The sequence below is a fragment of the Cupriavidus sp. Agwp_2 genome, from assembly GCF_040784895.1.
GTDB lineage: Bacteria > Pseudomonadota > Gammaproteobacteria > Burkholderiales > Burkholderiaceae > Cupriavidus.
Genome location: NZ_CP088085.1, coordinates 222,872 through 237,726 on the forward strand (window position 1 = coordinate 222,872; position 14,855 = coordinate 237,726).

General features: G+C 62.6%; 13 protein-coding genes and 1 pseudogene. 11 read left to right on the forward strand and 3 right to left on the reverse strand.

Features of this window, described 5'->3' with window-relative positions; translation table 11 throughout:
- Positions 1–20 precede the first annotated feature (20 nt).
- From LPA45_RS31290 to LPA45_RS31315, 6 genes and pseudogenes are all read left to right on the forward strand, one after another.
- Positions 21–797 (forward strand): phosphocholine cytidylyltransferase family protein, encoded by a 777-nt coding sequence (locus LPA45_RS31290; protein WP_317923086.1) that lies wholly within the window; start codon positions 21–23, stop codon positions 795–797.
- Positions 794–2,500, forward strand: coding sequence for a phosphoenolpyruvate mutase (gene aepX, locus LPA45_RS31295; protein WP_317923085.1), 1,707 nt, complete (start codon positions 794–796; stop codon positions 2,498–2,500). The genes LPA45_RS31290 and aepX overlap by 4 nt, the downstream gene beginning before the upstream one ends.
- Positions 2,497–3,690 (forward strand): phosphonopyruvate decarboxylase, encoded by a 1,194-nt coding sequence (gene aepY, locus LPA45_RS31300; RefSeq protein WP_317923084.1) that lies wholly within the window; start codon positions 2,497–2,499, stop codon positions 3,688–3,690. The genes aepX and aepY overlap by 4 nt, the downstream gene beginning before the upstream one ends.
- Positions 3,690–4,754: a 2-aminoethylphosphonate aminotransferase gene (locus tag LPA45_RS31305; RefSeq protein ID WP_116323383.1), complete on the forward strand. Its 1,065-nt coding sequence runs from the start codon at positions 3,690–3,692 to the stop codon at positions 4,752–4,754. Before aepY ends, LPA45_RS31305 begins: the two co-directional genes overlap by 1 nt.
- A 503-nt stretch (positions 4,755–5,257) precedes the next feature.
- A pseudogene (locus tag LPA45_RS31310) lies at positions 5,258–5,518 on the forward strand (autotransporter-associated beta strand repeat-containing protein); the annotation flags it as partial.
- Between the two features lie 88 nt (positions 5,519–5,606).
- Complete coding sequence (locus tag LPA45_RS31315; RefSeq protein WP_317923083.1) at positions 5,607–6,293, forward strand: autotransporter outer membrane beta-barrel domain-containing protein; 687 nt, start codon at positions 5,607–5,609, stop codon at positions 6,291–6,293.
- Between the two features lie 186 nt (positions 6,294–6,479).
- Here LPA45_RS31315 and LPA45_RS31320 read toward each other — a convergent pair whose 3' ends face one another.
- Entirely contained in the window at positions 6,480–6,737 is a 258-nt protein-coding gene (locus LPA45_RS31320; RefSeq protein ID WP_147316322.1) for a hypothetical protein, read from the reverse strand.
- Between the two features lie 323 nt (positions 6,738–7,060).
- Between LPA45_RS31320 and LPA45_RS31325 the strand changes: the two genes are divergently transcribed.
- The 5 genes from LPA45_RS31325 (at position 7,061) to LPA45_RS31345 (ending at position 11,670) form a co-directional block, all read left to right on the forward strand.
- Positions 7,061–7,303 carry a hypothetical protein gene (locus LPA45_RS31325; RefSeq protein WP_317923082.1) on the forward strand — a complete coding sequence of 81 codons (243 nt, stop codon included), beginning with the start codon at positions 7,061–7,063 and terminating at the stop codon, positions 7,301–7,303.
- Positions 7,304–7,901: 598 nt separating this feature from the next.
- On the forward strand, positions 7,902–8,126 hold the full coding sequence (locus tag LPA45_RS31330) for a hypothetical protein (protein ID WP_317923081.1): 225 nt from the start codon (positions 7,902–7,904) through the stop codon (positions 8,124–8,126).
- 325 nt (positions 8,127–8,451) lie between these two features.
- Entirely contained in the window at positions 8,452–8,703 is a 252-nt protein-coding gene (locus tag LPA45_RS31335) for a hypothetical protein (RefSeq protein ID WP_317923080.1), read from the forward strand.
- 667 nt (positions 8,704–9,370) lie between these two features.
- A complete protein-coding gene (locus tag LPA45_RS31340) occupies positions 9,371–10,129 on the forward strand; it encodes a hypothetical protein (protein WP_116323940.1) in 759 nt (252 codons plus the stop codon).
- Positions 10,130–10,176: 47 nt separating this feature from the next.
- Positions 10,177–11,670 carry a hypothetical protein gene (locus LPA45_RS31345; protein ID WP_317923079.1) on the forward strand — a complete coding sequence of 498 codons (1,494 nt, stop codon included), beginning with the start codon at positions 10,177–10,179 and terminating at the stop codon, positions 11,668–11,670.
- Positions 11,671–12,052: 382 nt separating this feature from the next.
- On the opposite strand, the gene LPA45_RS31350 is transcribed toward LPA45_RS31345, so the two are convergent.
- Both LPA45_RS31350 and LPA45_RS31355 read right to left on the reverse strand, forming a co-directional pair.
- Positions 12,053–12,319 carry a hypothetical protein gene (locus LPA45_RS31350; protein WP_116323937.1) on the reverse strand — a complete coding sequence of 89 codons (267 nt, stop codon included), beginning with the start codon at positions 12,317–12,319 and terminating at the stop codon, positions 12,053–12,055.
- 411 nt (positions 12,320–12,730) lie between these two features.
- Positions 12,731–14,008: a patatin-like phospholipase family protein gene (locus LPA45_RS31355; protein ID WP_233528490.1), complete on the reverse strand. Its 1,278-nt coding sequence runs from the start codon at positions 14,006–14,008 to the stop codon at positions 12,731–12,733.
- Between the last annotated feature and the right edge of the window lie 847 nt (positions 14,009–14,855).

The window sequence follows — 14,855 nt, forward strand, 5'->3', positions numbered from 1 at the left end:
TTGCATGGGAGCGGAGAAATATGCGAGCGATTATTCTTGCCGCGGGCCTTGGCCTGCGTTTGCAGCAACCGCCAGAAGCACAATTCCCGAAGTGCCTGTTGCGCTTCGATGGCATCACCCTGCTGGAACGGCATCTACGCATGCTGGACGCGGCGGGCGTCACGGAGGTCGTGCTAGCGCTCGGTTTCCAGCCTGAACAGGTCAAGGCCGAACTCGACCGGATCGGACGTTTGCCCGATCCTGAAATCGTTCTGAATCCGCGCTACGAGCTCGGCAGCGTCCTGACCGTGCACACCGTCGCCGACGCGCTCACGCGCGGCGGCGACGTGCTGCTGATGGACGCCGACGTGCTCTACGACGAGCGCATTCTCGCCGCGCTGGTCGCCGGCGACAGCGTCAACCGCCTGCTGATCGACCGCGACTTCGAAACCGGCGACGAGCCAGTCAAGCTCTGCCTGCGGGACGGCCTTCCGGTCGAGCTGCGCAAGCAGGTCGCGGTGGGCCTGGAGTATGACACGATCGGCGAGTCGGTCGGCTTCTTCCGATTTAGCGAGCAGACTGCACGCCGCCTGGCGCAGATCGTCGCGGGGTATGTCGGGCGCAACCAGGAAAAGATGCCGCACGAGGAAGCCGTGCGCGATCTGCTGCTGGAGGGCGGCCATGCCTTCGAGATCGCGGACGTCACCGGTGCGCCCTGGCTCGAGATCGACTTCCCGGGCGACGTCGTGCGCGCGCGCGATGAAGTGTTGCCGCAACTCCAGCGCCAATCTGGAGTCACCTCGGGAGTCACGCCATGAACGCACGCGATCTGGCTGTGCCCACTGCGTCGCGCTGCGCCGCGCTGCGCCAGTTGCTGGTGGGCAGCGAACTTGAATTCATGATGGAGGCCCACAACGGGCTCTCGGCCCGGATTGTGCGCGAAGCAGGCTTCAAGGCCATCTGGGCCTCCGGCCTGGCGATCTCGGCGCAATTCGGCGTGCGCGACAACAACGAGGCAAGCTGGACACAGGTGGTCGACACGCTCGAATTCATGGCCGACTCCAGCGGCTTGCCGATCCTGGTCGACGGCGATACCGGCTACGGCAACTTCAACAATGTGCGGCGCCTGGTGAGGAAGCTCGAACAGCGCGGCATCGCGGGTTTGTGCATCGAGGACAAGCAGTTTCCCAAGACCAACAGCTTTATCGACGGCGAACACCAGCCGCTGGCCACCATCGACGAATTCTGCGGCAAGATCAAGGCCGGCAAGGATACCCAGGCGGATGCCGATTTCTCGATCGTCGCGCGCGTGGAAGCACTGATCGCGGGCTGGGGCATGGACGAGGCCTTGCGCCGGGCCGAAGCCTATCGGCAGGCCGGTGCCGACGCGATCCTGATCCACAGCAAGCTGTCGCGGCCGGATGAGATCCTCGAGTTCGCACGCGAGTGGGCCGGCCGCGCTCCGCTGGTGATCGTGCCGACCAAGTACTACAGCACCCCCACCGAGGTGTTCCGCCAGGCCGGCATCAGCGTCGTGATCTGGGCCAACCATCTGATCCGTGCCGCGGCATCGTCGATGCAGGCGGTGGCCACGGAGATCCACGACACCCAGACGCTGGTCCATGTCGAGGACCGTATCGCGCCGATGAGCGAGATCTTCCGCCTGCAGGATGCCGACGAGTATTCCGCCGCCGAACGGCTGTACCTGTCTGGAACCGAGGCGCTCGGCGCCGCGGTCGTGCTGGCGGCGAGCCGGGGTGAAGGGCTTGACGCGCTGACCGCCGAGCGGCCCAAGGTCATGCTTCCGGTCGCGGGCAAGCCGCTGCTGCGCTGGCTGGTGGACGCCTTCAAGATGCAAGGGATCCACGACATCACCGTGGTCGGCGGCTATCGTGCCGATGCGATCCAGAGCACGGGTGTCAAGCTTGTGCGCAACGAGCGCCACGCGAGTACCGGCGAACTGGCGTCGCTTGCGTGTGCGGCCGACGGCCTGCATACGGATACCGTGATCGCCTACGGTGACCTGCTCTTTCGCAGCTACTTCCTGCGCGACCTGTTCGAGAGCGAGTCCCGCTTCAGCGTGGTGGTCGACTCGTCGCAGACGCAACCGTCGAATCAGAGCGTACGCGATTTCGCCTACTGCTCCGCGCCCGACGATCGCGCCCTGTTCGGCCAGAAGATCCTGCTGCGGCACGTCTCGAACAAGGCGCGGGAAGTGGCGGTCACTGGCGGTCAGGCCCCGCAGGGACGCTGGATTGGCCTGCTGTGCGTGCGCGGCGCCGGGCGCGAGGCCCTGCAGCAGACCCTTGCCGGCCTGCGTGCGCGAGCGGATTTCGACACGCTGGACATGCCTGACCTGCTCAACGCCCTGATCGATGCAGGCGAGGAGATCGACGTGAAGTATGTGCACGGCCACTGGCGCAGCGTGAACGACCTGGAGGACTACCAGCGCGCTGGCGAGTTCGCGCATGCCCGGCTGCCGATCGCCCAGGGCGCAACCAGCAGCGAGAATCGCCCATGATCGAAGCGGCTCAGTTTATCGAGGCGGCGCTGGCGCGTGGCTTCTCCTGGTATGCGGGGGTGCCATGCTCGTACCTCACTCCCTTCATCAATTACGTGCTGCAGGATCCATCGCTGCACTACGTCTCGTCGGCGAACGAAGGCGACGCGGTGGCGCTGATCGCGGGCGTGGCGCTCGGGGCCAGTGGGGGGCAGCGCGGCATCACGATGATGCAGAACTCCGGCCTTGGCAATGCGGTGAGCCCGCTCACTTCGCTGACCTGGACGTTTCGGCTGCCGCAACTGCTGATCGTTACATGGCGAGGGCAACCGGGCACCGCGGACGAGCCGCAGCACGCGCTGATGGGCCCGGTCACGCCTGCGATGCTCGACACCATGGAGATACCCTGGGAGCTGTTCCCGACCGATGCGGCCGCCATCGGCCCGGCGCTTGACCGCGCGCTGGCGCATATGGACGCGACCGGACGCCCTTACGCGCTGGTCATGCAAAAGGGCAGTGTCGCGCCCTTTGCGCTCAAGCCGCAGGATCGACCCGCGCCGCGTGCGCGATGCGAGGTGCGCACGCAATGGCGGGGAGGGGGGCTGGATGCACTGCCTTCGCGTCGCGAGGCCCTGCAGCGCGTGATCGCGCATACGCCGGCCGCTTCGACGGTGGTGCTGGCATCGACCGGTTTCTGCGGCCGCGAATTGTATGCGCTCGATGACCGGCCAAACCAGCTCTATATGGTGGGATCGATGGGTTGCGTGGCGTCGTTGGCGCTCGGCCTCGCGCTGGTGCGGCCGGACCTGCATGTGGTCGCCATCGATGGCGACGGCGCCGCCTTGATGCGCATGGGCAACTTCGCCACGCTGGGCGCATACGGCCCGTCGAACCTCACCCACGTGCTGCTCGACAACGGCGCGCACGACTCGACCGGCGCACAGGCCACGGTGTCGCCCAATGTGTCGTTCGCCGGCGTGGCGGCGGCTTGCGGCTATCGCTCGGTGGTCGAAGGCGACCGCCTTGAGCTGCTTGACGATAGGCTTGCGGCGGCACCTGTCGAGCCGGGTGCGCCCGCTGCCGGCTCGCGCTTCGTGCGGCTGATGATACGCGCCGGCACGCCGGATGGCCTGCCCCGGCCCACCATCACCCCCGCGGAAGTGAAGTTCCGCCTCGCGCGCCACATCGGCGCTGATCTCGGAGAGAACTGATGCTATTGCTCAACCCCGGCCCGGTTACCTTGTCCGAGCGCGTCCGCCGCAGCCTGCTGCAGCCCGACCTGTGCCATCGCGAAAGTGAATTCTTCGATTTGCAGGACGAGGCGCGCGCGCGGCTGCTCGACGTTTACCGGCTGGACCCTGCAGAATGGGCCGCGGTATTGATGACCGGGTCAGGCACGGCAGCAGTCGAAAGCATGATTGCCGCGCTGGTGCCCGCGCGCGGCAAGCTGCTCATTGTCGAGAACGGCGTGTACGGTGAGCGCATGACGCAGATCGCGAGTCAATACCGCATCGACCACGAGGTGATCAGACATGACTGGATGCAGGCGCCCGATCCCGAGCGGCTGGCCGCCATGCTCGACGCGGACCGTACCATCGGCCATGTGGCGGTGATCCACCATGAAACGACCACCGGGCGCTTGAACGATCTGCACGCGCTCGATGCCGTTTGCCACCAGCGCGGCGTTCGCCTGCTGGTCGATGCCGTCAGCAGCTTCGGGGCCGAGGCGATCGACTTCGGCGGCAGCATTGCCGCCGTGGCCGCCACTGCCAACAAGTGCCTGCACGGCGTGCCGGGGGTCGCCTTCGTGATCGCGCGGCGCGACGCGCTGGCCCAGGCCGAAAGCCGGACCTACTACCTGGATCTTGGCCGGCTGGCACGCCTGCAGGATCAGCGCAACACTCCCTTCACCCCGTCCGTGCACGCCTACTACGCGCTGGTGGAAGCGCTGCGCGAACTCGACGACAGCGGCGGCCAGCCCGCCAGGCACGCGCACTATGCGGCCCTGGCCGAGCAAGTGCGCGCGGGACTTGAATTGCGTGGCATCGCAAGCGCGTTGCCGGCGGACCAGTCCTCCGTCGTCCTGCGCGCCTACCGTTTGCCGGCGAGCTTGTCGTACACGCAGCTGCACGACGGCCTGAAAGCGCTCGGCTTTGTGATCTACGCAGGGCAGGGGCAGCTGTCGAACGAACTATTCCGGATCTCCACGATGGGACATATCCAGGCGCACGACATTGAGCGCTTGCTGCAGGGGTTTGCGGCATTGATGACTTGATGCCACTTCGCTGCTGCAGTGACCGCACTGTTACCTCGACCGCAGGGATTAACGATGCCGTTGTGAGGACGCCGGTCCCCGAGCTAGCCCAGTTCGATAGTCCGCCGGTAACGTCACGCTTTCACTAGGCTCCATTTCTTATACGTGGCCGACGACCATCTCGAACGGAGCAACCCTGAGCTTTGCTTCGCCGACAGCGGCCTCGGCAATACGGTCAACAGCTTTTTTTGTGAATGGGCCTTCGACGCTGATCGTCAATGCCATAAACCGGGAGGATATTCGGGGGACCATCACCTTGGATACAGCTGGCGGCGGAACTGTGGATTTAACCGGGACCAGCAACTTTGGCGGTGTGGTGCAGGCAGGGAATCTGACGATCACCACGACGGGGGGAGCGCAGGACAAGGTAATCAGTTCCTCCGGCGCTGGATTAAATCTGAACTTTCGCGGTATTACGTTGAATACCCTCGGTTCCAGCAGCAGTTTGCTGGTGTGCAGGAACGCTGACCTTGACCGGAAACAGCACCTATTCGGGCGGTACGACGATCAGCGCGGGCACGCTGCAGCTCGGCGACGGCGGTACCATTGGCAGCATTACCGGCAACGTCACCGATAACGGCATGCTTGCCTTCAACCGCGCAGACACAGTGATCTTCGGCGGCGTCATCTCCGGCACCGGTACCCTCGCTCAACTTGGCGCAGGCACGACGATATTCACCGCGGACAACACATACAGCGGTGATACGACCATCAGTGCCGGCACGCTGCAACTCGGCAATGGTGGAACCAGCGGCAACATCGTCGGTGACGTGACCAATAACGGGACGCTGGCGTACTTACAGCGGCCCGACCATGGTGCAAAGCGGCACGCTGATCGTCAACGGCTCGATCCGTTCGTTTGTGACGGTGCTGCCTGGCAGTACGCTGGCCGGATCCGGCATGGTGGGCAATGTGATAAATCAGGGTGTGGTTTGGCCGGGCAATCCGGTGGCCGGCGATACGGGATATGGGGCACTGACCATCCGGGGCGGCTATGCCGACCCCGAGGGACAGGTCGTTTTCAACACGCTGCTCGGTTCCGACGCATCGCCATCAAGCCGCGTGGTGCTCGACGGCGGCACCACCAGTGGCACGAGCACGGTCGTCGTGCATCCGTCCGGGCTGACCGGTGCGCTGACCCAGGGCAACGGCATCCGGGTCGTGCAGGCAGTCAACGGCGCCACGACTGGTACGCAGGCATTTGTCCTGCCGGGCGAACTGCGCGCGGGCGCCTTCGACTATCGGCTGTTCAGGGGCGGCACTGACGGGAGCGGACCAAACGACTGGTTCTTGCGCTCTCATTTCATTGTGGGACCACAACAGGAACCGCCTGCAACGGCGACTGGTGGCGTCCTGCCGGTCGATCCACCTCCCGCGCAATTGGGACCCGGCAGGTTCCCGATCATCGGCCCGGAGCTCGCCACCTATGGTGTGGTACAGCCGATGGCGCGCCAGCTCGGGCTCGCCACGCTCGGCACACTGAACGAGCACAGGGCATGACTCTTATGGCTGGCAACTGCCGTTGCGCCCCGAGTACTGCCAGATGGACGGGACGCTGGTATGCCTCCTGGCACAGGCGATAGGGTTCCATAACGTTGCGCTTATTGAACTGAGTCGAAAGCCACAACTCGACCGCACGATCAAAAGGGCGCTCACTCGGCGCAAGCCGAGGAATGGGGGAAGGGGCTATTTCGGCACGGCACGCACAAGCGCATGGCCGTCGACTGTGGCCTCTGGTGGCATGACGAAAAAATGATACGCGAGAGGATTGAGGGCGAGGATCGGACATTCGAGCCGCGCGGCCAGTTCAGCATCCGGCGACCAGTTGCCATAGGCCACCGCCGCGGTCAACTCCACCGTATCGACACGAGCATAGAGGGCTGTTGCAGGGTAAAGCGACCGGGTATCCGGAGGTGAATCCATCAATTCTTTCGGTGTGGGCATGTCAGTCTCAACATTCGCAGGGTCGGTGTCTGATCGAGGATGACTCCAAGTGAGGCTGCTGAAAAGGTTACTGTTTTCCACGTGAAGAGGTATTGGGATTAGTCCGCAATCAGGCAACACCGGTTCCCAGTTGATCGTGCGGCCCTGTGCGCACGAATGCCATTTTCGATCACGGTTCCGTGGTATTGCCCATGCATAGTCAGGTGTGCAGCGTAAGTAAACAATCGCTGCAACGTGCAAAGGCCTGGACGATGACACATTTCGCCGCTGCTTCGTGCGGCCTACTCCCGTCCTCTTCTTTCTTTATAAGTCGGGAGCAATGCATGAAAATAATCGCGGCTACCCTTCTGCTTGCGGCAGTGATGGCATCGCCTGCCTGGGGCGCTGAGAAGCCGGCGGAGGATCGCCTCGTCCAGTTGCGTATGGACGAACAAGCTGCCCGCAAGGAGTATGACCGAAAGGTTAAGGAGGCGAAGGCCGTGTACAACGAGGCCAAGAAAGCCGCCGCGAAGGAGCGGGACACGGCGATCGCAAGTGCGCGTGCGAAGGCAGGGCAGAAGTCGTAATGTGAGTCCATCGGCGATTTGCGGACTCCTACCTTTGATCTTGAACTCCTCGGATTGGGTCGCACGCGGCCCGATGAGGACGGCGCGCATGCCGAACTTGTCGACCACGCGCGCCTTTCGCGGCGCCGGGCCGAAACACCGGTCACGCGATGGTAGAGGAAGTCGGAGTTTGCTGCCCTTGAAGCCCGATCCGCCGATGTTACACCCAGGGATCCGTCCTGTTGATCGTGGAGTTCTGTGACCCTCGTGTCGTTTCCGCGCTGACCAAAAGAAAGCCCTCCGCCGGGCTGGGGAGGGCTGAAGTACTCTGACGTGTCGCGGAACCGCCAGCGATCATATGATCACTTGCAACCCAGCCAGACGCATCCCTCTATTTAGTAGGGTCCGGCATGCGCTGAATGCGGTGTCCACCTGCTCAGGCAGTCCCCTACTTAGCTTCGAAAGCTAATATTCTGAATGTAATTTGCACCTGTCAAAAGTTTGCGCATCACGGTAAGTTAATGCAGACGTGGTAATTTCTGAAGTCGACCGGCACCGCATGGCAAGAGCGCGCCTGAGCTGGTTGCTGCTTTGACTCATGAATCCACGGCATTAACAAATGCGGAAAATTTCAAAAATTGCAATCAGCAGCGCTATCAACGGCCGCATCTTCGCTATGCCCGTTTTCGATGACGGTTCGGTCGGTGACGCCCATGCTTTCGACTCCGAAGATGAGGCGCGCGCGTTTGTAGCTATGCAATACCCCAATGCAAAGACGACCCGCGTGGGCGGCGGCACGTCACCGAAGAATGCCAATCAAAGGCCCTCATCGTTGCAGGAATAAGGATAAATCAGAACACATTAAGGCAATTATCTCCCCCTCCGCAGAGTTCAGTTGGCGCCTGTCTTGCCCGCTTAGGGCGTCTGGCGGACCGGCGGCTGCGTGTTCCTAACCTCCGTAACATCGGACCGGAGTGACCGTGGACAGCAATTCCGGTCGATCCTAGTATCCCATTTAGGCGATCCGCGATCGTGATCTCGCCGGAGAAAAGGTGGGGGTTTCATCCATCGCTTCGGCCCGCCGCCGCTTGCCCGTGCGCGACAGTCCGGTGGCTGCCTGGCCGTTCTGCAAAAGCTGATGCGCGTCGCCGCATGCAGGAGGAAGCATCATGGCGCAGAAAACAGTCGACTCGAATTCGTCCGCGGCGCGCCGCGTGCGTGGCACGCAAAAGGCGCCGCGCAAGGTCGCGCTGTCGCTGCGCATTCAACCCGAAATCCTGGCTGCGTTCCAGGCATCAGATCTGGCCGAGTCGTCCTGGATGGCCTTTCAAGACTGGATCACAAGGCGGCTTCATGCGCGCCGCAGCCAACTACAGTGCTTTGTAAATCACAAGAAAAAAGCCCTCTGCCGGGGTGGCTGAGGGCTGGAAGTGGTAGCGGGCAGATCGCAGCCGCCCGGGCACAGTATTGGTGCAACTGGGGCCTGCGCCAATACCTTGAATGTGGTATTCCGCTGTTCGCGAAGCGGTGTCATGGCGGAACTCCTGGAAGCAGTGAATGAAATGCCCGTTGGGCCTTTCCATGTTGCTCCCGGGTCTCCGCTTCTCGCAGTCCCAGCTTCAGGTCGCGTCCCTGACATAGCGCCAGACAACAACGTTCGCTTACTCGCACTACCGCGTCAGCGGTTTAGTACCGTCGCAAACATGTGAGGCTTCGCAGATTTTCAAATCCTGGCCGGGCCTCGGATTGGCGACATCCTGGCCCACTTGTTGTCCGGCCACCAGGAGCGAAAAGCGTGGAGCACTGAGTCGCTGAAGCGAGGGAGTCTGAAGCCTTGTGCGCTGCGTGTCATTGACCTAGTGTGACAGAGAGGCAGCGGGCAAGGTGCGGGATTTGGCGGATGAGCTGTTAGCGCTCGCGTTGTGGCATGCTGCAGCCGCTCAGAGCAGGCAACGCTTAGCGCGTGCCGACAACTTTAACGGCGCGCACCTGAAATCGCATCGTCGCAGCCACTTGCCTTCACTGTGTGCCGTGGCGGCGAGGCCTGATGGGACACGGTTGGCGGTTCGATCGGAAAGGACTTCGCGAATGAGCACCATCATGACCTCTCAGAACCCGCCAGGGGATTCCTTGGCCGGGATGGATGCCGTCGAGATCAAAGTCACGATCCGCCCCGATCAGGAGCTTCGTGCGGAACGCGCGATGCAGGTCAACGAGGACACCGCGGATATCCGACTTGTCTATTTCTACGACACGCCGGACCTGGATCTGCTCAAGGCAGGTATCGTTTTGCGTGCCCGCCTCGTCAAGGGCGACGCCGACGATTCCACCGTCAAGTTCCGTCCGGTAGGGGCGACTGCGCTCTTAAAGGATTGGCAGCGACTGGAGGGGTTCAAACTGGAGGCCGATTGCGTCGGCGACCATATAGTCTGCTCCGCATCCCTCACGGAGATCCAGCAGCGGGATGAGATCGACGAGGTCGCAAAGGGAAAGCGTGCCATCGACAAGCTCTTTTCCAAGCAGCAGGAGCGCTTCCTGAGCGAGTTTCACAATGGACCGGTCGATTTCGGAAAGCTCTGCGTCATGGGACCCATTCGAGTGCTGCGCTGGAAGCTGAAGCACGAGACCTTTCCCCATGAACTGACCGTCGAAGAGTGGAGACTCCCCAACGGCGACGACCTGGTCGAGGTCTCGATCAAAGTGCTCCCGGACAAGGCGGCCCAGGCACGAGAGGCCTTCGACAAGCATCTCTTGGAACTCGGTCTTGACCCGCAGGGTGCCCAGGAAACCAAGACCCGCACGGCGTTGGAATACTTCGCGAGGGTCTGCAAGGAAGCACAGCCATAACACCTGCCCGCGTAACGCGGGCGCTGCCAGCCACCAGGAGGTCCTCCATGGCCATGATCGTTCCGCGATGGGAGTGGCGAACATTCGGCACCCATTTTGGGGTTGCGGAGACCCGGTTCGCCGAGTTGACGCCGGGCGCTGTGCAGGAGAGCGACGAGTTGTACTTCCTTGGTGGCACCGGTGGGAACGTGAAGGTGCGCGACGACCTCATGGACATCAAGGTGCTCCGGGAGGTGGACGAAAACGGTCTCGAGCGCTGGGAGCCGGTCATGAAGCAGGCCTTCCCGTTGCCCGCCGCGGACGCGGCGAAGGTGTTCGCGTCGGTCGGTCTTCCAACGCCTCGGCTTGCACGGGACGCCTACACCCTCGACCAGTTCGTCGGCGAACTGGTGGCGCCGAGTGGGGTGTTGCGCCCCGTGAAGGTCCACAAACGCCGTGTCCGCTACACCGTGGGCGGCTGCGTCTCCGAACTCAGCGATGTGCGGGCGGACGGCAGGGCCAGCCGCACCATTGCGATCGAAGCCGAGGACGCAAGCGCCGTCCTCTCGGCCGTTGCTTTGGTCGGCCTTGGCGGTTATATCAACACAAATTATGCGCTGGGCCTGCGCGCGCTGCTCGACGATGCGCCCGAACGCTACGCAGTCATCGACGTGGGCACGAATTCGGTCAAGCTGCATGTCGGCGAACGTGGCGCCGGCGGAACGTGGCAAACGATTGTCGATGGCGCTGAGTTGACACGTCTGGGTGAGGGTCTGGAAGAGACGGGCGAGATCACACCCGAAGCAGCCGAGCGGACGACGAGCGCGATCGCCGACATGGTCGGCAAAGCGAGACGCAACGGGGTACGGGCGATCATCGCTGTCGGCACGGCCGGCTTGCGGATCGCCCGCAACAGTGGGGCGGTCCTTGACGCAATTCAAGATCGAACGGGGCTGCAGATCGAGGTGATCCCGGGCGAGGAGGAGGCTAGACTGGCCTACCTCGCTGTGAAGGCGGGGCTGCGCATGCCCGAGGGCACACTGGTCGTGTTTGACACCGGCGGCGGCAGCACGCAGTTCACGTTCGGAACGGATGCGCGCGTCGACGAGCGGTTCAGTGTCGAGGTCGGTGCCGCGCGTTACACGGAACGCTTCGGGCTTGCCGGCACGGTCGCCCCTGACGTGCTGCGCGAAGCACTCGGGGTGATCGCCGACGATCTGGCGCGGATTGAGGGACGCCCGCCGCCGGACGCCTTGGTGGCGATGGGTGGCGCGGTCACCAACATCGCCGCGGTCAAGCATGGGCTGGCCACGTACGATCCAAATATCGTCCACGGCACGGTGCTCGACCGCGCCGAAATCGAACGCCAGATCGAGATGTACCGGACGAGCGACGCGGCGCAGCGCCGTACGATCGTCGGCCTGCAACCAAAGCGCGCGGAGGTTATCCTGGCCGGTGCGTGTATCGTCAGGACAGTGATGGACAAGCTCGGCCAGGGTTCGCTGACCGTCAGCGACCGCGGCCTGCGCCACGGCGTCCTGGCCGAGCGGTTCGGGAACTGATGGCTTGCACGGTTGGGCACGGCATGGCCTAACCTGTAGCACGGCTGCCCCTATCCGGCGTTGCGCCGATTGGTGAGCTTAGGCGGGGCTTTGGACCCTGACGCCAGCTGGTTAAGGACCGTACGGTGCAAATCGCCTACTCCGAAGGCGAAGCCATGCGAGAGGAGAGTTGCCCCGCGTACAACCAAGGAGTTCTGGTTTTGTGGACCGGCCCATACGGTCAGTTCCGATCCTGCTCCAACTTCCCCGTCTGCAGCTACAAGACCAGGAAGAAGGACGTAACGATCTCTTCAAACAAGGGCAGCTAGTGGCCGGCTATTCCATTGTGCCCACAAGGCGGAACAAGCCGGCCAGGTGATCGCCAGCAGAAGCTCAAGTCTTTTCAATACTTGGTTTCCCGTTTCTCCTGGCGACCCTCTTGCTTTGTGTCGCGCTTGTCCTGCCTGCACTCAGCGTTGCTCTTCTGGTTTTCAGCCCTGCAGTCGATCTTGCCGGACCGCGCGTTCTGTTTGGCAGCCTGGTTTGCATCTCGGCCTTGTTGCCGCTGCTGCGATTGTTCGGTAGCCAGGGCAGCGCCCGACAATACCAGCAGTCCAGCGACTCCTGCCAGAATCGGCCCTGTCCGGGTCCAACGTCCAAATTTGACCATTTTTCATGCCCCCTTGCTGGTTGAAGCAGCTTCCACTTTATCGCCGGATGGCATGAATGCAAAGCCACGGCCCGCCGTAATCGGCTCGGTGCCAGTCGTTGAAACCTTCGCGAGCGCCCGGCGGCAAGCTATGCCGGCTCGTCCGGGCCGCGGAGGCGGGTTTTGTACACTAGCCAATAGACCCATTCGTTGGCCTCTGCGGGGCAAGTAGCGCTGGGCCGCAAAGGCCAGCAACCCCGCCGGCGCATGACGGCTGTTCTTACTTAGCCCGGATTCAACCACGGTGCAAGGGATAGTGCAATTTTCCGAGGTCGACCCACTTCGGCTCTTCGACACGCGTTAAGCGAACGGCAGCTTCCGAGGTCGTACGTCCGCCGAATACCACCGTGCGTTTCCCGTCGGCTGCGCACGCTATTTTGCCGCTGCGGCGGCGCTCGGCAATGTGAATCCAGGGGGTGCCTTAACCCACGGGTAGCCCTTCAACGCCATTTGATAACCGGTGTCATAGAGGGCACGCATGTATTCGTTGTCGAACTCCTCCTTGTGTGGTGCGTTGAAACTCGCTGGGATGAAGCCAAGGTTGAAATCAACGCCATCGCGCTGCGCCGTGGCATAGATACGATAAAGGTCACCAATGCCCTGGCTTTGGATCAGTGAGGAGACCGCGCGAGCGGCAATGCTCATCGTGGAGCGCTCGACTTCCGCCCATTCCGTGTCGAGTCGGGCGTTGCGAATCACATAGAGCGTGCGCTCGCGGCTAACGCCAACTGAAGCCGCGTCCTCCTTGACGCGGATCACCGCCGGGTAGGCAAATACCTGCGCGACGATGCCGCCATCAACGTGCATCTCCTGGTAGTGTTTGCCGTCGACTTCCACGTCAATCATCATCGGCGGAAAGCCACCTGGAATCGAGGCGGAGGCGACCATAACCTTCACAAACAGGTCCAATGCGTTGGGCCCGCCATAGCTCGCGATCTTGCCCATGTCCCAGATAATCCCGCGGCGTGCATCGAGGTCAGCAGTGGCCACCAAAAGCATGCGGCCTTTGGCGTACTCGGCGGCAATCTCCTTGAGCAGATCCTCGGTCACCGATTTTCGCGTAAGCCTTAGCAGTGGCGCGTTATCGGCCATTCCGTCGCTTAACACGCCCCCAAGAAAGCTGCGCGGTTTCATAACGTCCTTTGGGGAGAGGGTCGTATAGACCTCCTTCAGCGTCGCATCATACTTCGGCCCGAGAAAGGCGAAGGGCGCGATCAGCGCACCAGTGCTTATGCCGGTGACGAGTTTGAACACCGGTCGTGTCCCAGTCTCCGTCCATGCATTCAGAAGGCCGGCAGCAAACGCACCGTTGTCACCGCCACCCGAAATCGCGGCGTACACCGCCGCAGGCATGGGCCCTTTGTGCCCCTCCCGTGCGCGGTAATCCTGTTCCCGCCTAAGTGATTCAAAAGCTGCTTGGGTGAGTTGTGGAGAATCGATCCCTGCGACGTAGCGTACCCCGGGCATGCCGGGTATTTCAGCTTTTGTTGTCAGGTCGCGGGGAACGGCCGGCAGGCGTGCCGGCGCAGTCGCGCACCCTTGCAAGACAAGCATGAAAGCCGCAATTAGGCTGAGGACGGTGGACTTGAGGTTCGGCTGAGCGTCGGCGACGCCCGCAAGTGACACCATCGCAGCGAATAACTGCCTCATGATTTCGCCCTCCCTACAGTGGGTTGGCCTTTCACCTGCAAGGCCATTGCCTCGTTACCCTGAATTGGCGTCAATATCGACGCGTATCTTTCCATTCGGCTGACGGGGCGCTGAGCACGTTCTGGGAGAGTTTACTCCTGCGGGGTCCAATCCTCAGAAGGCAGGGGCTTGAGGGTCGGCTTCCGGATCCAGTATGCGTGAGCTGCAATGGCGGATGACGCGACGAGTGCGACTGACGTACGAAGGGCCGTTGTCTAGCCGGGGCCGCCGCTTGAGTGTCTGTGCGACCAAGCAGCACTTTCAGAAATAAGCCGAGAGTCGAATGTCGGCTTGAGAGCGCAGTCGAGTGGCCGTAGTTGGCCGGTTGCGCATGAGCAGGCCGCGCCAGAAAGCGGTCGCACGAATACGTAGCATCGTTTCGTCGGCCCGGCCGCGCTAGTAGAGATTGAGACCCGGCGGGGGATCGGCAACTGAGCGCCCGTTCCGCGCCCGAACGCAGGGAAATCGAGATCCGTGCCTTGCTGGCCGCAGCCCTGTGTTGCTGCTGGGGCTGCCGCTGTTGTGGTTCCGGCGGTGCACTGAAGCGCACGCAACCGGCTCTGCCCCCAAACAGTTGCATTTGTGAAACGCCATACGGATGGTGCTGTCAGGCGTCTCCGATGCCCGCGTTGCGCCATTTGCAGGATGGGCGCACAGACCCCCGTCGCATACGCTTGCAAAAAACGTCACACCAAATGGGACCGGGGGGCACCATGGATGGATGCAATCTACGCACGCCTTGCGCATGGCGCGCGGCAGCGGCACGCAGCGACAGGCTGGTGGCGCCATGCCATATCGCACCGCGGCG

Excerpts from the sequence above, each read along its gene's own strand:
- LPA45_RS31355 (WP_233528490.1), bottom strand. The coding sequence starts at position 14,008 with ATGAGGCAGTTATTCGCTGCGATGGTGTCACTTGCGGGCGTCGCCGAC.
- aepY (WP_317923084.1), top strand. The coding sequence starts at position 2,497 with ATGATCGAAGCGGCTCAGTTTATCGAGGCGGCGCTGGCGCGTGGCTTC.
- LPA45_RS31305 (WP_116323383.1), top strand. The coding sequence starts at position 3,690 with ATGCTATTGCTCAACCCCGGCCCGGTTACCTTGTCCGAGCGCGTCCGC.
- LPA45_RS31340 (WP_116323940.1), top strand. The coding sequence starts at position 9,371 with ATGAGCACCATCATGACCTCTCAGAACCCGCCAGGGGATTCCTTGGCC.
- LPA45_RS31290 (WP_317923086.1), top strand. The coding sequence starts at position 21 with ATGCGAGCGATTATTCTTGCCGCGGGCCTTGGCCTGCGTTTGCAGCAA.
- LPA45_RS31330 (WP_317923081.1), top strand. The coding sequence starts at position 7,902 with ATGCGGAAAATTTCAAAAATTGCAATCAGCAGCGCTATCAACGGCCGC.
- LPA45_RS31345 (WP_317923079.1), top strand. The coding sequence starts at position 10,177 with ATGGCCATGATCGTTCCGCGATGGGAGTGGCGAACATTCGGCACCCAT.
- LPA45_RS31350 (WP_116323937.1), bottom strand. The coding sequence starts at position 12,319 with ATGGTCAAATTTGGACGTTGGACCCGGACAGGGCCGATTCTGGCAGGA.
- LPA45_RS31325 (WP_317923082.1), top strand. The coding sequence starts at position 7,061 with ATGAAAATAATCGCGGCTACCCTTCTGCTTGCGGCAGTGATGGCATCG.
- aepX (WP_317923085.1), top strand. The coding sequence starts at position 794 with ATGAACGCACGCGATCTGGCTGTGCCCACTGCGTCGCGCTGCGCCGCG.
- LPA45_RS31335 (WP_317923080.1), top strand. The coding sequence starts at position 8,452 with ATGGCGCAGAAAACAGTCGACTCGAATTCGTCCGCGGCGCGCCGCGTG.
- LPA45_RS31320 (WP_147316322.1), bottom strand. The coding sequence starts at position 6,737 with ATGCCCACACCGAAAGAATTGATGGATTCACCTCCGGATACCCGGTCG.
- LPA45_RS31315 (WP_317923083.1), top strand. The coding sequence starts at position 5,607 with ATGGTGCAAAGCGGCACGCTGATCGTCAACGGCTCGATCCGTTCGTTT.